The 16,488-nt window shown below is 35.6% G+C and carries 13 protein-coding genes and 1 pseudogene; 10 read left to right on the top strand and 4 right to left on the bottom strand.

Annotated elements, in window-relative coordinates:
* Positions 1–108 precede the first annotated feature (108 nt).
* The 5 genes and pseudogenes from J7E67_RS31030 to J7E67_RS02885 form a co-directional block, all read left to right on the top strand.
* Positions 109–489 (top strand): MFS transporter, encoded by a 381-nt coding sequence (locus tag J7E67_RS31030; protein ID WP_308161340.1) that lies wholly within the window; start codon positions 109–111, stop codon positions 487–489.
* Positions 416–1,303 carry an MFS transporter gene (locus J7E67_RS02900; RefSeq protein WP_251026534.1) on the top strand — a complete coding sequence of 296 codons (888 nt, stop codon included), beginning with the start codon at positions 416–418 and terminating at the stop codon, positions 1,301–1,303. The genes J7E67_RS31030 and J7E67_RS02900 overlap by 74 nt, the downstream gene beginning before the upstream one ends.
* Before the next feature lie 45 nt (positions 1,304–1,348).
* Entirely contained in the window at positions 1,349–3,667 is a 2,319-nt protein-coding gene (locus tag J7E67_RS02895; protein WP_214730974.1) for an arylsulfatase, read from the top strand.
* A 76-nt stretch (positions 3,668–3,743) separates the two neighbouring features.
* Positions 3,744–4,997, top strand: coding sequence for an anaerobic sulfatase maturase (locus J7E67_RS02890; RefSeq protein WP_214730972.1), 1,254 nt, complete (start codon positions 3,744–3,746; stop codon positions 4,995–4,997).
* A 675-nt stretch (positions 4,998–5,672) separates the two neighbouring features.
* Positions 5,673–5,873 (top strand): annotated as a pseudogene (locus J7E67_RS02885) (isocitrate/isopropylmalate family dehydrogenase); the annotation flags it as partial.
* A 342-nt stretch (positions 5,874–6,215) separates the two neighbouring features.
* Here J7E67_RS02885 and J7E67_RS02880 read toward each other — a convergent pair.
* From J7E67_RS02880 to J7E67_RS02865, 4 genes are all read right to left on the bottom strand, one after another.
* Entirely contained in the window at positions 6,216–6,389 is a 174-nt protein-coding gene (locus J7E67_RS02880; protein WP_214713064.1) for a hypothetical protein, read from the bottom strand.
* A gap of 321 nt (positions 6,390–6,710) precedes the next feature.
* Entirely contained in the window at positions 6,711–6,974 is a 264-nt protein-coding gene (locus J7E67_RS02875) for a hypothetical protein (protein WP_168241056.1), read from the bottom strand.
* A gap of 508 nt (positions 6,975–7,482) precedes the next feature.
* Positions 7,483–9,120 (bottom strand): response regulator transcription factor, encoded by a 1,638-nt coding sequence (locus J7E67_RS02870; protein WP_214730971.1) that lies wholly within the window; start codon positions 9,118–9,120, stop codon positions 7,483–7,485.
* Positions 9,121–9,125: 5 nt separating this feature from the next.
* Positions 9,126–10,832 carry a sensor histidine kinase gene (locus tag J7E67_RS02865; RefSeq protein WP_214730970.1) on the bottom strand — a complete coding sequence of 569 codons (1,707 nt, stop codon included), beginning with the start codon at positions 10,830–10,832 and terminating at the stop codon, positions 9,126–9,128.
* A gap of 313 nt (positions 10,833–11,145) precedes the next feature.
* Here J7E67_RS02865 and J7E67_RS02860 point away from each other — a divergent pair, with 313 nt between their 5' ends.
* The 5 genes from J7E67_RS02860 to J7E67_RS02840 all read left to right on the top strand — a co-directional run bounded on the left by J7E67_RS02860 (position 11,146) and on the right by J7E67_RS02840 (position 16,415).
* Positions 11,146–12,039, top strand: a complete 894-nt coding sequence (locus J7E67_RS02860) for an ABC transporter permease (protein WP_251026537.1) — start codon at positions 11,146–11,148, stop codon at positions 12,037–12,039.
* A 15-nt stretch (positions 12,040–12,054) separates the two neighbouring features.
* Complete coding sequence (locus tag J7E67_RS02855; protein WP_308160423.1) at positions 12,055–12,975, top strand: carbohydrate ABC transporter permease; 921 nt, start codon at positions 12,055–12,057, stop codon at positions 12,973–12,975.
* Positions 12,976–12,993: 18 nt separating this feature from the next.
* Positions 12,994–14,532, top strand: coding sequence for a type 2 periplasmic-binding domain-containing protein (locus J7E67_RS02850; RefSeq protein WP_214730969.1), 1,539 nt, complete (start codon positions 12,994–12,996; stop codon positions 14,530–14,532).
* 153 nt (positions 14,533–14,685) lie between these two features.
* The gene (locus tag J7E67_RS02845; RefSeq protein ID WP_214730968.1) at positions 14,686–15,354 is read left to right on the top strand and encodes a YesL family protein; all 669 of its coding nucleotides are present in this window, start codon (positions 14,686–14,688) and stop codon (positions 15,352–15,354) included.
* Positions 15,351–16,415 (top strand): Gfo/Idh/MocA family protein, encoded by a 1,065-nt coding sequence (locus J7E67_RS02840; RefSeq protein ID WP_214730967.1) that lies wholly within the window; start codon positions 15,351–15,353, stop codon positions 16,413–16,415. The genes J7E67_RS02845 and J7E67_RS02840 overlap by 4 nt, the downstream gene beginning before the upstream one ends.
* Positions 16,416–16,488 lie beyond the last annotated feature (73 nt).

Genomic DNA, 16,488 nt, shown 5'->3' with positions numbered 1-16,488 from the left:
GGTTACAATAAAATAGCCGTAAAAGCTTAGGTCTGCAATTGTACCTGTCTTGATTGAGAAATGGAACCTCACTTCAGTTGAAGCAGGAGCAATGGGAAGCTATGGACTATTTGGTATGATGTTTGGTGCATCTTTTTTGGGATACTGGCTGATCGTATTGGAAGAAAGAACGTCATTGCTATTACGTTCATATTTTTTAGTGTATTTACATTCTTATGTGGTTTTGCTGAAACGCCAACGCTTTTCTCTACTTTTCGCTTTTTAGCAGGATTAGGGCTTGGAGGCATTATGCCAAACGTCATCGCTTTGCTGACAGATTATGCACCTAAATCGATGAAAAGTATGATCGTATCCATCGTGTTATGCGGCTATTCGGTCGGGGGGCTTACTTGCACCTCTATTAGGAATCTTTTTGATGTCGATATTCGGCTGGGAATCTATCTTTTGGGTTGCAGGACTGCCATTATTGGCTCTGCCTTTGATGTATAAGCAATTACCAGAAACCGCGAGTCACTTAATCAGAACAGGTAAAAAGGAAGAACTATTCGCTACACTTTCCAAGGTGAATCCTAAATCAACTTTTAATAAAAATGATGAGATTGTAGAATTACAAGCAACGGGGACTAAGGTTCCTCTTGTCGGCTTATTTAAAGTTAATCGAGCTTTAAGTACGGTCATGTTTTGGATTGCCTTTTTCAGTTGCTTACTAATGATATACGGTTTGAATACGTGGCTTCCTAAGTTGATGATTGAAGCAGGATATGCCTTGAATTCAAGCTTATCTTTCCTCATTGCCCTTCAAGGCGGTGCCATTATAGGGACCCTTATCATTGGTAGACTTTGTGATAAATACGGCTCTAAAAAGATGCTCGTTCCGATGTATGCTTCAGGTGCAATTGCCTTAACACTGCTTGGATTTGGCGGGAATATGTTCGTGATTTATTTATTGGTAGCCATTGCAGGTGCTGCTACAATCGGTTCGCAAAATATCGTACAAGCCTATGTATCCCAGTACTATCCTGCCTATATCAAATCTACAGCTTTAGGTATGGCGTCTGGCATCAGTCGAATTGGCGGTATGCTAGGACCCATTTTGGGTGGCTTCCTTTTATCAATTGCTTTACCAATACATTTGAATTTCATTGCATTTGCGATTCCTGGTTTGATTGCGGCGATCGCCCTAGCGTTAGTGCCTGTTAAACATGCTAGTAAAGATTCTAACGAAGTCCGTACAGAGTTAGAGCCACAGACTAAAATAGCTAAGCATAAAACTGTAAATTTTGGTTTGCCAGGCTTGAATTGAACACTAGCTATCTAAAAAAATATCAATTAAAAAAGGAGAAATATAATGGCAAAAAGAGCATTGAATTGGTCATCGTTACATAAGCTAACCATTTTCACATCTGCTTTAGCTATACTATCCGGTTGTTCATCGAAAAACTCTGTTGAACTAGTGGCAAACGCAGAAACAGAAACAAAATCAAAAGTAAATGATAAGGCAAATAGTCAAAAGGTAGAAGGAGATCATACAATGAAACCAAATGTGGTATTTATTGTTTTAGATGACTCTGGATTTTCCGATATTGGCAGTTATGGATCAGAAATAAAAACTCCTAACATTGATTCGTTAGCGAAAAATGGACTTCGCTATAATAATGCTCATGTAACGCCGCTATGCTCACCAACCCGTGCTTCTTTGTTGACTGGAAGAAATAGCCATGACGTAGGAATGGGATTGGTTTCCAATTATGATTTAGGTCCAGAATATCCGAATAAGCGTGGACTAATCAAACCAGAAGCTGGCACAATTGCCGAAGTTCTCGGTGAGGAGGGATACAACAATTACGCCTTAGGAAAATGGCATTTAGCTCCCGCTGCTCAAACAACTCCTGCCGGTCCTTATGATAATTGGCCGCTTGGCAAGGGATTTGACCGCTTTTATGGCTTCCTTGAGGATTCTTCCGATCAGTATAGACCAGATCTTGTTCAGGATAACAGCTCAGTTAATGTACCTGATAAGGAAGATTATCATTTCTCCGAGGACATAGTGGACAAGGCAAATCAGTATGTGACAGATCACGCTTCCATTGATCCAGAAAAACCTTTCTCCCTTTATTTATCTTTTGGAGCTCAGCACATGCCACATCAGGTCCCGCAAAAATACATTGATATGTACAAAGGAGTCTACGACAAAGGCTGGGATAAAATTCGTGAAGAAAGATTTAAAAAGCAGAAGGAGCTAGGAATTATCCCGGAAAACACCAACTTGGCAGAACGCAATGAGGGAGTAAAACCTTGGGAGGAGCTTTCAGAAGAAGAGAAAAAAGCTTTTATACGCTTCCAGGAAACGTATGCAGGCTTTTTGACACACACCGACGAACAAGTTGGCCGCTTTCTTGATAATTTACGCTCTGTTGGAGAATTAGATGATACCATGATTGTCTTTTTATCTGATAACGGTGCGAGTTCCATGGGAAAAAGCACCGGTTCTATCAATCATTCACTTGCATATAACGCAGTACCTGAAAACTTTGAAGATATAGCCAAACATATCGATGACTTTGGAAGTGAAAAGGCGGGTACAGACTATCCGGCAGGATGGGCTCAAGTAAGTAACACTCCTTTTAAACTTTATAAAAGAACTGCTTTCTCAGGGGGGACACATACACCTCTTATTGTTTATTACCCGAAAGTCATTAAGGATAAAGGAGACATTCGCAATCAATTCGTCCATGTAAGCGATATCACCCCGACAGTTTATGACGTAATTGGCGTTGAATTGCCTAAAGAAATAAAGGGAGTCAAGCAAATGCCGCTTCAAGGAGAGAGCTTTGCGAAGACATTTACAAATGAGAAAGCTTCAGGTAAAAAAACTCAATATTTTGAAGTGAGTGGGGAAAGGGCGATTTATCATGATGGTTGGAGAGCCATTGCTCGTCATAAGAAAGGTCAACCTTTTGAAAATGATACATGGGAGCTTTACCATGTAGAAAAGGATTTTTCAGAAACAAATAACCTTGCTAAAAAATATCCAGAGAAATTAGAAGAGCTGAAGAAGATATGGGATAAGGAAGCAAAGCAATATGGAGTATTACCGATGAGTGAAACAGGAGTTGAAGCATTTTTATATATCCCTGAGGATTCACCGCGAGCAAGAAATAGCTTTACTTTCTATCCTGGAATGTCTCGTTTGACGGATTCAGCCGCCCCTCCAATTATGAATCGGTCTTATTCAATTACGATTCCAATTGAACGAGAAAGCTCATCTAATGATGGAGTGCTTGTTGCCACAGGAGGATTTGAGAGCGGTTATACATTGTATATTAAAAATAACCGACTTGTTTATGAATACAATATGGGACCTGATATATACAAAATTGAATCGGATGCTGAAGTACCTTTAGGCAAATCAACAATCCGATTTGAATTTGAGAAAACTGATACAAATAAAGGAAAAGGGATACTCATAGTTAACGATAAAAAAGTTGGAGAAGGGACGATTGAAAAAACCCATCCATATAAAATTGCTTTTGAAGGATTGGATATAGGTAAGGATACTCTCTACCCTGTTAGTAAGGCCTACGAAAGTGAAGGATCCTTTGAATTTTCAGGAAAGATTGAAAAAGTCATATATGAACTCGAAGAAGATCAGGTATTAGTAAAATAAATAAGGGAAGTAATCTAAATAACCAGTGGCAGAGTCATTTGTCACTGGTTCACTATTTTTTGTGAGGTGGATATTGATGGATACATCTATTGAAAAAACAGAAACAAGCTTCCATATGTTAGCGAAACCTTCTGGGCCAATTTGTAATTTAGATTGTCATTATTGCTTTTATACAGAAAAGGTATCTTTATTTGAACCTAAAACTCCATTTCGGATGTCAGAGGAAACGCTTGAGAATTTTATCAAAAACTATATAGGATCCCAGGTTGCAGAGGAAATTCCTTTTGTATGGCAAGGAGGAGAACCTACCCTACTTGGCTTGAATTTTTATAAAAAGGCAGTTGAATTTCAAAAAAAATATGCAAATGGGAAAAGAATCTCCAATTCTCTGCAAACTAATGGAACATTATTAATGGAAGAATGGTTTCCTTTTCTTGCTGAAAATAACTTTTTAGTTGGTTTAAGTTTAGATGGACCAGAAGAAATACATGACAAATATCGTGTTGATCGTGGGGGAGAACCTACTTTTCATCGAGTTTTAAAAACTCTACATAACTTACAAAAATATAAGATCCAATATAATATTCTTACATGTGTCACGAATGAATCCTCAAATTCAGCTCTTGAAATCTATCATTTTTTTAAAAATGAAGGTGTGGAATATATTCAGTTCATCCCGATTGTGGAAAGAATGGCAGATGAGCAAGCGACTGCGTTAGGGTTACGTCATGCTACACCTGCATCGATGAAGGAAGAAGGGGTTCATTTGGCTCCATGGACGGTGAATCCTGAGAAATATGGAGACTTTTTAATTACCATTTTTGAGGAATGGGTTAGAAACGATGTCGGGACGGTCAATGTGATGAATTTCGAAAGTTCATTAGTAGCCTGGATGGGGCTGCCGGCAACAGTGTGTATTTTTGCTGAGACATGTGGGAAGGCAGCCATTATTGAGCATAATGGGGATGTCTATTCCTGTGATCATTTTATGTATCCGGATTATAAGTTGGGGAATATTCAATCAGAAACCTTTAAAGAAATGATGGATTCTATCCAGCAATCTGAATTTGGCCAAGCGAAAAAAACAACATTACCAAAGTACTGCCAAAGTTGTGAAGTGAAATTTGCTTGTAATGGAGAGTGTCCGAAGCATCGCTTTCTAACTACTCCTGATGGTGAACCAGGATTAAATTATTTATGTGCAGGCTATAAAAAGTACTTTACCCATATTCATAGATATATGAAAGTGATGGTACAACTGCTCGAAAACGATCTACCAGCCTCTAAAATAAAGGATGTCATAAAGCATCCAATTATTTTAAAAAAATAAAGTTTCGGTCACAGTCCAGGTACCTAAAAGGACAGGGGACAGGAACCTCGAACCACTAAATAATCCCAAAAGGTCCTGTGTCACATTGTTTTATGATCTGTGACCACCCGAACTGTGTCGAGAATTTCCGATCACCACCCTATAGACTGCACCCATGCTGGGTACACAACTAAAAAAGGAGTAGCCTTCGCTGCTCCTTTAAAATCCTAGTTTGTTATTCTTGACTGTATTTCAGATAATTCCACCTGAAAAAGCACTTTATAAACTTCCGCGTCCCCCTAAGATATGGTCACTGACTCCCCAAAAAATCTCGTTTTATAACAATGTTTCACAGAGCAATTTTCTATACTTTTATGAACGGTCTTTTTGGGTTGAAAACCATTGTTGGAAGCTATGGAACGTGATTCATAAAACATTAATATTAAAGAACCGGGAATTACAATTTAAGGAGGTGTAGTCCTGGTACTAAAATCCAATCTTTGCGGCAGGTTGACCAATGGAAGGAATGGTCTGTTGCAAACCGCCGGCTCTAACAGAGCACCTCGGGGTGTCTTGAACAGCAGGTTCATGACAAGGGTTCAATTCCCTTCCTGATGGAATGACGTGAGAATCGTCACGGGATGTCTCTTTTCTTGGTTCGGAGGCGAAGGGTAGATTTTTATAGATTTTAGTAACCAGGATGTAGTTGTCACATCGGGTGTGTTTACAAGGAAAGCCGCAGAACGAATTGCTCATGCAGCTTTTAAAATGGCTATGAAGCGCCGCAAAAAAGTAACAATCGTCCACAAAGCAAATGTTCTCCGATTAAGTACAGGATTATTTTTAAAGGTGTGTCGTGAAGGGGCCGAGGAATATCCTGAAGTGGCTGTAGATGATTAAACCTATCTGATTTTGTGGAAAGTTGGGAAGATACGGATCATCTACATATGGTAGATGATCCGTATCTTTTACACATAAAGAGGACTTATCACTGGTCCTGAACCGCCCCGTGGAGCTTTCATTTTTATATTAAGAAATCCTCCCCCGAGTATAAGGGCCGCACCTAATAGTAGGACTAAGAGTAAGGCTAAATAACCTATTATGCTAATAATTGTGATAATCCAACCGATTGAATTCCGGAATTCCGTGCCTGTCACTCCCCATTTATTGTCGAAGATTGATAGATTTATAAGTGGCAGGCACTGGACCCTAACCGGGACTTCTATTTTAAATAGTAATTTATTTCTTCATTGCATGATTAAACTTTTCCAATTGTTCCTGCAGGACTAAAATGTAATTCATCATTGCTACTCTCACTATTGAAGGGTAGTAACGGCTGTTAAGTTCTTGTTCACATTCCTCTAAATCCATCTTCTTAACTGTAATAATTTTATTCAATTCTTCTGTGCTCATTGAAAATCACCCCTATTTATCGGAAAAATCATTATCAAGTTCTCCACTCTCCTAACCTATCTTTTATATGATTAGGATGGACAAATTTTTCATAGCTTATACAAAAGTTACCTCTGTTAAATTTTTTTCTCATAGATGAGGAAACTTAGACCGGGGCTGCTGAAAAAGTAATTATTTTAATAAAAAAACGTGTGTTTTACTCGTAAATAGTAAGAAAAAAGATACGGATCATCTACATATGGTAGATGATCCGTATCTTTTACACCTAAAGAGGACTTATCACTGGTCCTGAACCGTCCCTGTGGAGCTTTCATTTTTATTTTAAGAAAATCCTCCCCCGAGTATAAGGGCCGCACCTAATAGTAGGACTAAGAGTAAGGCTAAATAACCTATTATGCTAATAATTGTGATAATCCAACCGATGACCTTTCGATTTGTTTTTATTAGATAGATTCCTAAAGCGATCAACCCAAAAATGAATCCGAGAATTCCCCAAAGGATGGGGCTTTTACCATGCTTACGAGAATCAATCACTAAATAAATCGTGAGGATTATATTTAAAACCAATCCAATAAAACCTTCCAAATTAAACTCTCCTTACTATGTTCAAATTGTATTCTTAAAATGAAATTATACCAGAAAATTCGAACGTTACAGCAAAAGATATTCCCTTTTATAAGGGAATTTGAAAACGCTCGGTAAAAATATTAAAAAACATGCTGCTTTTTTAACATGGTTTCGATCATACAGTTCTAGCACTTCTCCTTTTTATAAATGGTTGGAGCAAAGGAAGGTTTGGGCTATCTCATTAATTACACGCAATAAAACTTTCAAATTCTACAAATGTATGCCGGTATTATTACGATTTCTCTGCTAGGTGTGGTTATCAATTATTTTCTAGTATCCTTAGAGAGGAAATTTTCGAGCTGGAGAACAAATCCAAATGGACAATGAAGCGAATATTGAAGATTTATGGAGAATTAAGCCAAAATAGAGTTTTTTGCAAAGAGTAACCAGGGGGACGGTTGATAAACTCATTAATAACCATGAGAACCGCCCCTGAGGTGTTCAAGTGTTTCCACTCCCATAAATTTCAAAAAGTTTCACTTTTTGAATGGGCTATTTTCCGATAGTCTACTGGAGTATAATTGGTTTCTTTCTTAAAAAGCTTCGTAAAATAGGAGTAATTTTCATATCCTACTTTATCAGAAATTAAATGAACAGGAAGATCTGTATTCATCAGTAAGTCTTTTGCGATGTCGACTCTCTTTTTAATAATATAATTGACCAGTGATATTCCCGTTTCCTTTTTAAATATTCTAGCGATATAATCTGGGCTAAGATAGACCGTTTTAGCTAAGTTCGTTCTCGTGATATTTTCTTGATAATTTTGATCAATATAATCACAAATAGTCTTTACAACCGATTTCTGTGAGTTAGTAAATGCCATATAGTCTAGAGAAACATCTACCAAATAGGAAATATAAATCATTAAATCGTCTATAGATCTTGAAGATTGTTCTAGTAAAAAATCACCAATCTTCCCTTGGAATAACTTATTCGCAAGAATTTCTTTTTTCTTTAAATGAGTATAGATTAACTGAGTAATATCTAGTCTAAAACTACACATCACATTATGATTTAACTCATTTTTATCTAATAAGTTTGTAAGGTATTGGTAGCACTTATTAATGAAACTTAATCTATTTCCAGTTTGGAGATATTGCTCCAATAAGTGCACATTGGGTTCAGCATATTTTTTGTCGCTGATTTTGTGAGTTTTTAAACAAAAGGTTTTGTTTCTATAATCGAACATTTCTTCACGGACCACTTTGAGTTTCTTCACTATGGATTGAATGTTGTCTAAAGGACCTGAGATACCTAAATTACATTGTGCATCACAATGTAATTGATTGTTAATAACTGCAATTGTCTGCTGACAAGAAGAAATCAACTCCCTTGAAGATGGTTCAATCGTACAATCTAGTAATCTAAAAATAGCGAGATACTCGTCTTTATTTGTGTTTAGTTGCAGGAAACCATCTAAACAAATAGGGCTGTCTTTGAAGGATTCAATTATTATAGATTTCAACCTTTTTTCAAGAGCATTTTCTTTATCAAATAGTGAAATGATTTCGTTATTCTCAACTAATTTATATGGGAAAAAGTCAAGTATTAGTGGTAAAAAACAATCATCCATAGAATAATCTATATTATGGATTCCCAGTTGTTCTTGTAGTTCTTCGCTAGATAATGAGTGATTGTCTTTTAAATACGTGTACCAAAAATGGTCTACGAGTTTTTCTTTATTTTGTTGCCAGTAATGTCCAACTTTCATCGCATCTTCATTTATTTGACTTACATTTACTTTTTTTATAGCTTTTTTTATGATTAATTCTAGTTTATCAAATTCAATTGGTTTTAAATAATATTCAAAGCTTTGAAGTTCTATCGCTTTTTGTGCGTAGTTAAAGTCCGCAAAATTCGTTAAAAAGATAGCTTGGACATTAAATCCCTCTGATCGTATCCACGCTAATAATTCAAGACCGCTGCCTTGTGGCATTTCTATATCGCTAATGAGAATATGGATTGTATAGTGATCAAATATTCTCTTTGCTTGACGAATATTGTTAGCGGTGTAAATTTGCTCGATGCCTAAAGAGACCCAATCCATTTTTTGTTCTAAAGCAGAAACGACAAAGCGATCATCGTCAACAATCAACACATTCATACCGCTCACTCCTCGTACATAAGGTAAGGGATCATTAGCATTATTCTGGCACCGCCATCAGGATCGTTAGAAAATTTTATCGTAAACTCTCCCCCATACAATATTCGAAGCCTTTGAACTACATTGTTGATCCCGATTTGATTTCCTTTTCTATTGATTAAAGGAATATTGTTCCGAAGCTTATCTAGTATATCAGGAGGGAATCCTGGGCCCGTATCCTTTATCGTGATTTTAATGAATTTATTGTTATTCATATTAACATGATAAATACTTATGAAAATGCTCATTTCTTCATCTAAAGAAACGCAATATTTAACCGTATTTTCAATAAATGTTTGGATGACTAAAGGTGGAACTTTCGCTTGTTCTATATCAGGTTCGATAAATCTTTCAAAAAGAAAAGCGGGTCCATGAACTAATTTTTGAATAGCCAAATAATCATTTATATGCTCTAATTCCTTCTCTAGTTTGACAAAGTCTTGGTTTGTTTGAAATAAATATCTGAAATATTTAGCTGTGGATGATGCCATTTCTATAATTTCGTTATACATTTTCATTTGAGCCATACTATATATGGTCGTTAAACAATTTAGATAAAAATGGGGTTTTATCTGTAATTTCATAAAATCCATTTGTATTTTATTCTTTTCAATTTCTTGCTCATAAATATTTACTTTTAGTTTTTTTATTTCTCTGATCAGCCCTCTGAATTGGACATTTGCTTCTTCAAGCTCTTTAATGCTACTGGTTTCAAAATCAATGATTTCATTATTGTTATTTATATCAGCAAGATTTTTAGAAAAAGCTTGAACGGGGGATATGACCTTTTTCTTTATATAGAGCAGCATAAGGAACAAAATCAAACTAATAAAAATGGTTGCTGTTATAATAGTTAATTGAGCTAAAATGACTTTTTCAAAAGCACCAAAATGATCAACGGTTACATGTAGGGAAAAGGGGAGTAATGTGTCTTCCTCATCAAAAAACAGGTGACTATTGAAAAGTGTACCGGGTTCCTCTTTTTTCAATAAATGAACCGGATTTGAGTTAGAAAGAAAAACATATTTATCCTGTTCCATAATAATCGAGCCGTTCTTTCCTAATTTGATGTCTTGTAAAGGCGAAAGGATATCATCTACTGAAACCAAACAAATAAATACTCTATTTTGGTATTCGATTAAATGATATAAATAGAATTTATTATTCAGCTTAAGAGATTGCCAGGTTTTTATGTTCTCATAATTATTTAACGTTTTCGTCTCTGACATTAAAGTTTTTTTCATTTTAAGGTAATCAGAATAGGTGATTTTAATGGGAGAACTATTAAAAAAGAGGTTCTCTTTTTTTAATGCTAAGAAGAACTGATATTCTTTTCCGGTAGAGTATTGAAAATCGTTTACTCTCGTTCTGAAATTGCTAAGGCTAGTGGAGAATTCATCTACACCTTGAGCATCTTCGATATCTCCAATTAATGGTTCATTCTTAACAGTCCAAATCATAAAATGATCGATTGCATTAAGCCTTTTTTGTGTGTCCCTTAAATAAAGGTTAAAAGTATTTTCAATGTAATCAATGCTTTGTTGTCTAGTAATAGAGATTGTTATGACACTAACAACGCAATTGATTAGGAAAATACAAATTAAAATGATAATAAGCATTTTCGAATAATAATTAATGGAATAGGATGGATTTTTTCCAAAAGGTAACCGCAACTTTTTTCAACTCCTGTACTATCCTCATTATATATAGTATAAACTTGCAGTTTCTAGCAAAAAAACGTCAAGAAAGCGATTGAATAGCTGTAAGAGGACTGAATAGTGCTATTCCGTTAAATTTACTTAAGAGAATGTCTCCATTTGCACTAAATAGTATTACGAATGGTCGGTTTATTTCTATTTATTGTGAATGCGCTTTCTTATAATAGGTATATCAAATAAAGGAGGGAATCATGTGAAAAGTACACTTGCTTCGCAACGATTTACGAATGCCGCCGTCCTATCGAACGAAAGCAAAACATCTAAATGGATGAGACAGTTTAAGAAAAGCGGCCCTTTATATGTTTTACTATTACCTTCCATTATATTATTAATCTGTTTTACTTACATTCCTATGTACGGATTAGTAATGGCCTTTAAAGATTATTCACCAGCATTAGGGATATGGGGAAGCCCCTGGGTAGGATTCAAGCATTTTATTCAATATTTTCATTCCTATCAATTTGATCTGACGTTAAAAAATACATTGTATATCAGTTTATACAGTATTTTGGTAGGGTTTCCATTACCGATTGCGTTAGCCATACTTTGTAATCAAATTCGTATCGGACTGTTTAAAAAGGTATTTCAAGTCACAACCTATTTACCGCATTTCATTTCTACAATGGTTATGTGTGGAATGATCTTGATTTTTTTGTCACCAAGCAATGGATTGATTGCTAATTTGTTAGGATTAATTGGAATCGAAATGCCCAACCTATTATCAAATCCATCATTTTTTAGCAGTATCTATGTATGGAGCGATGTTTGGCAGCATTTAGGCTGGGATAGTATTATTTTCTTAGCAGCTCTATCAGCCATTGATCCTACCTATTATGAAGCGGCTACCATGGATGGTGCGAGCAAAATGCAAAAAATTCGTCATATTGATTTACCCTTACTTTTACCTACCGCAATGATTTTATTGATCTTACGAGCAGGCAGTCTTTTAGGTGTCGGATTTGAAAAAGTCTTTTTACTACAAAATCAATTAAATTTACCTGGAAGTGAAATCATATCTACATATGTTTATAAAATAGGGATGCAGAATTTTCAATACAGCTTATCAACTGCCATTGGGTTATTCAATACAGTAGTCAATATCATTATCTTACTATTAGTGAATTATATGTCTAAGAAACTTACGAAAACAAGCTTGCTTTAGAAGGGAGGTAAGGCAGTGGAACTATTAATAAACAAAAAGTTTTTTAATAAAACGAGAGCTCAAAAGAGTTGGAAAGATCGAATTTTTGATTTTGCCGTGTATGGATTCGCGGTACTAATGATCTTGATGATTATTTATCCACTTTGGTTTATCATTATCGCCTCATTTAGTAATCCTGCCGATGTTTTAAATGGAAAGGTCTGGTTTTGGCCCGAAGAGTGGAAATTAGATGGGTATATAGAATTATTTAAACAAGATATCGTTTGGAAAGGATATCTAAATACCATCATCTATACCGTTGTCGGAACATTTATTGCATTAGTTGTAAACATTCCAGCAGGTTATGCATTATCAAGGCAAGAGTTGTTTGGAAGAAAGTGGATATCGTTGTTCATTATTATTCCGATGTTCATCGGCGGTGGGTTAGTTCCAACTTATTTAGTCGTGAAAGCTTTTGGATTATTAGATACCTTCTGGGTTATGGTGTTACCGTTTGCCGTGTCATCTTTCAACATTATTATCGCAAGGACATTCTTTAAACAGAGTATTCCTGAGACTCTTTGGGAAGCAGCGCAGATTGATGGCTGCGGGACTTTTAGATATTTTCTCACGATGGTGCTGCCATTATCAAAGGCAATTCTAGCCGTTATCGGTCTTTGGACAGCAGTCGGGATATGGAACTCTTGGTTTAATGCATTAATTTATATTACAAATGAAGATTTGCAACCGCTTCAATTGATACTTCGAAGAATTTTGATATCGAATCAGTCCCTTTTGGGAACTGTCTCAGGAGATTTAGCATCGGAATTAAGGAGATTATCAGAGATGATGAAGTATGCAGCAATTGTCGTCTCCACTGTTCCTATTATGTGTTTATATCCATTTTTACAAAAGTATTTTAATCAAGGTGTTATGGTCGGTTCAATTAAAGAATAATATATTGGGGGAAAAATAATGCTTAAGAGAAAATTAGGAATCGTAATGAATTTAACGTTGGCAGCTAGTTTAATAGTTGGCTGTAGTAATACTTCATCTAGTTCTAAATCTAATGAAGATGGAACGTATAAAATTGCGACCGTTCGTTGGGCCGATTGGGGAGACGACTTTTTAAAAGGGTTTGTTGCAGAAACTGAAAAAAAAGCAGGAATTTCAATTGATTGGGATACGTATTTGAATTCTGAATGGCCAGACAAAAAATCAGTATTATTAGCTGGAGGAGATTTACCGGATGCATTTTGGGGGTCTATAACGCTAACGGATGCAGATATAGCTAAGAACCAAAGCATGTTTATTCCTCTAGAAGATTTGATTGAAAAAAACATGCCGAATTTAAAAGCAGCATTTGAAGCGGACCCTACATTACGTGCTATGGCTACATCTCCTGATGGACACATTTATAGTTTGCCGAAGAAGCTTCCTTTAAGACCAATTGCAGGAAATTCCTTGTACATCAATCAAAAATGGCTGGATAATTTGGGTCTGTCCATACCTGAAACATATGAAGAGTTTTATACCGTTTTAAAAGCATTCAAGGAAAAAGATGCAAATGGAAACGGTGACCCAAATGATGAAATTGCTTATCAAGGTGATGTTCTAGGGTTCATTTTACCATTTGGTTTGCCTAAAGGCAGTTATTCAACTTCTATGACTGTAAAAGATGGGAAGCCAGTCTTTATGCCAACTGAAGAAGCTTTTAAAGAAGGTATTGAATGGATGCATAAAGCGTATGCAGAAGGACTAATTGATAAAGAGTTATTTACACAAGATACCTCAATGGCTGAAGCAAAACGGAAAGATGAAAAAGGTTCCTTGGTGGGAGTATCCTCTGGTTGGACGCCTGACGCCACATTTGGACCAAATGCAAGTGAGTATATTCAATTACCTGCACTAGAAGGTCCAGATGGACAACGTTATGCCATGACGGATGCACCAATTTATTCTAGAGATGAGTTTATGATTACAACAAAAGCGAAGGATCCTGCTAAATTATTAAAATGGGCAGACCAATTCTACACAGAAGATGCAAGTATTCAAACGTTCTATGGTTCGTTCGGTGTCGGGGTTGAAAAGAATGATGACGGAACATACAAAGTATTAGATGCTCCGAAAGGTGAGTCTGCAGATATTTTTGCTTGGGTTAACTCATTCCGTGATTTTGGTCCTAAATTTATCGGGGAAGGTTTTAACGAAAAAGTAATATTACCAACTAATGGTGGAGATGGATTGAAGCTTGAATTAGATAAACAAATTAATAAGTATGCAAGAGAACAATTTCCAAATGTTTCTTATACAGCAGAAGAGATGAACCAATTAAGTGCATTAAATACAGACCTTACATCTTATGTGAATTCTATGCAATCTAAATGGGTTGTTGAGGGTGGAGCTATTAAAGAGTGGGATTCATATATTTCCCAATTAAAACAAATGGGCTTAGATGAATATATAAAAATTCAGAAAAATGCATTTGATAGATACCAAAAAAATCTTAAATAAAAGATAAATAAACCAAATAAACCTTTTTTAAGCTCTTGATCGAAATGACAGCCGGTTCACGTGATTATCGCGCGGCCGGCTGTTGTGTATGCAAAGAAGAGAGTGAACATTGGGCGGTCAATAACGGTTTATCTAGAAAGGGGCGGCAAAAAAATGAGTCAATTATTTCAGTTGAATAGTCCATTGATTAAATTCTTATCAAGAGCAGTTGATATTGTCATATTAAACTTTTTATTCATACTCTTTTGTATTCCGATCCTAACCATTGGAACTTCCATTACTGCCTTATATTCTGTAACTATTAAAATGGCAAGGAATGAAGAGAGTTATCTATTTAAGAGCTTTATCCTATCTTTTAAAAAGAATTTTACCCAAAGTACTATTGTTTGGATCATAATGTTGGCCGCAGGTTTTATCCTTCTAGCAGATTTCTATCTTTTAGGAAATCTTAATGGAGTGCTTAGGATATTTTTCACAAGTATGTTAATCCTTTTTGGATTTGTTTATCTTTGCATCCTGCTTTTTATTTTCCCTTATATGGCCAGATTTGAAAATACGATTAAACAGTCCCTATTAAATTCATTATTAATAGGAATTTCCAATTTTCCTAGTCTGCTGCTATTAATCGTTTTGACCTTTGTTCCAGTTACTTTTCTGTTTTCTTCCGTTATAGGGTTCCTATCCGTGTTATATATAGGAACTTTTGGAGGATTTGCGTTATTAGCTTTTATAAATTCCTATATGTTTAGAAAAGTGTTTTCAAAATATGAATGTAGGAATGTAGAGGAAAAAAATCTGTTAAAAGAAGGAGTGAACATATGATTCGCAATAAAGTAGTGACTGTTGGGGTAATTGGTCTTGGTGGGATGTCAAATTTTTATCTTAGGAGCATTTCTAAATTAGATTCGATTCAAGTGGGTGCAATTTGTGATATTAATCAAGATATTTTAAACAAAATCGGTGAGGAGGAAGGCATTAGTCAGGATAAACGCTTCAATAATATTGAAGAGATCATTGCCTCTCCTAATGTTGATGCCATAATCTCTGTTGTTCCTAATAACCTGCATGCTAAAATCCTGGAGTTATGTATCTTACATCAAAAACCAATCTTAGCTGAAAAACCATTTACTTTGAATTTTGAAGAAGCAGAGAATCTGAATCTTTTATATAAGAAAAATCCAATTCCTTGCATGATAGGATTTATTCATCGTTATACCCCATCTTTTCAATACGCAAAAAAGTTATTAGAAGAAAATACAATAGGTCAAATACGTCATATTGATGTACGATACCAACAATCGTTTGGAGCGCCTTTATTCAATGTTCCGTATTTATGGCGTTTTAATAAAGCAGTTACTGGTACAGGAGCATTAGGCGACTTGGGAGCTCACATGATTGATAGTGCTCGGTTTTTTGTAGGAGAATTTCATTCAGTCTCAGCATTGATGAAAACCTTTGTTGACAAACGATTAGATCCTATCACTGGAGAAGAGAGACAGGTTGACGTGGATGATTTTACAAGTTTCCAGGCGATTCTTGGAAATGGCGTAGTAGGAAATTTTGTCACCACAAGAAATGCCATTGGATCATCGAATCAGCTTGAAGTTACATTATTCGGGGATTGCGGAACGATCCATGTGAATATTGAGCGTCCAAATGAAATTGATATTTATGTTAAAGGTGAATCGGAAGAGAATCCTGTTTTGAAAACAGTAAGAGTACCAGAGAAATATAATAAGACCATTTTAAGTGACTTTGCTGAACTAATCTTATATAACGAAAGTCATAATATGCCTACTTTTGACGATGGATACAAAAATCAAAAAGTAATTGATCGGATCATCATTTCTGCAGAAAAAGGGCACGTTGTAAATGTTGATTGATTCGATTGGAGCAAAGTGTCGTTGTCTATTCAAAACGTAGCTTACTAGAGTACTTATATTGTTAATGAAAATG

It is taken from the genome of Bacillus sp. ISL-46 (genome assembly GCF_018613205.1).
This window is presented reverse-complemented; position numbering and strand designations above follow the sequence as displayed.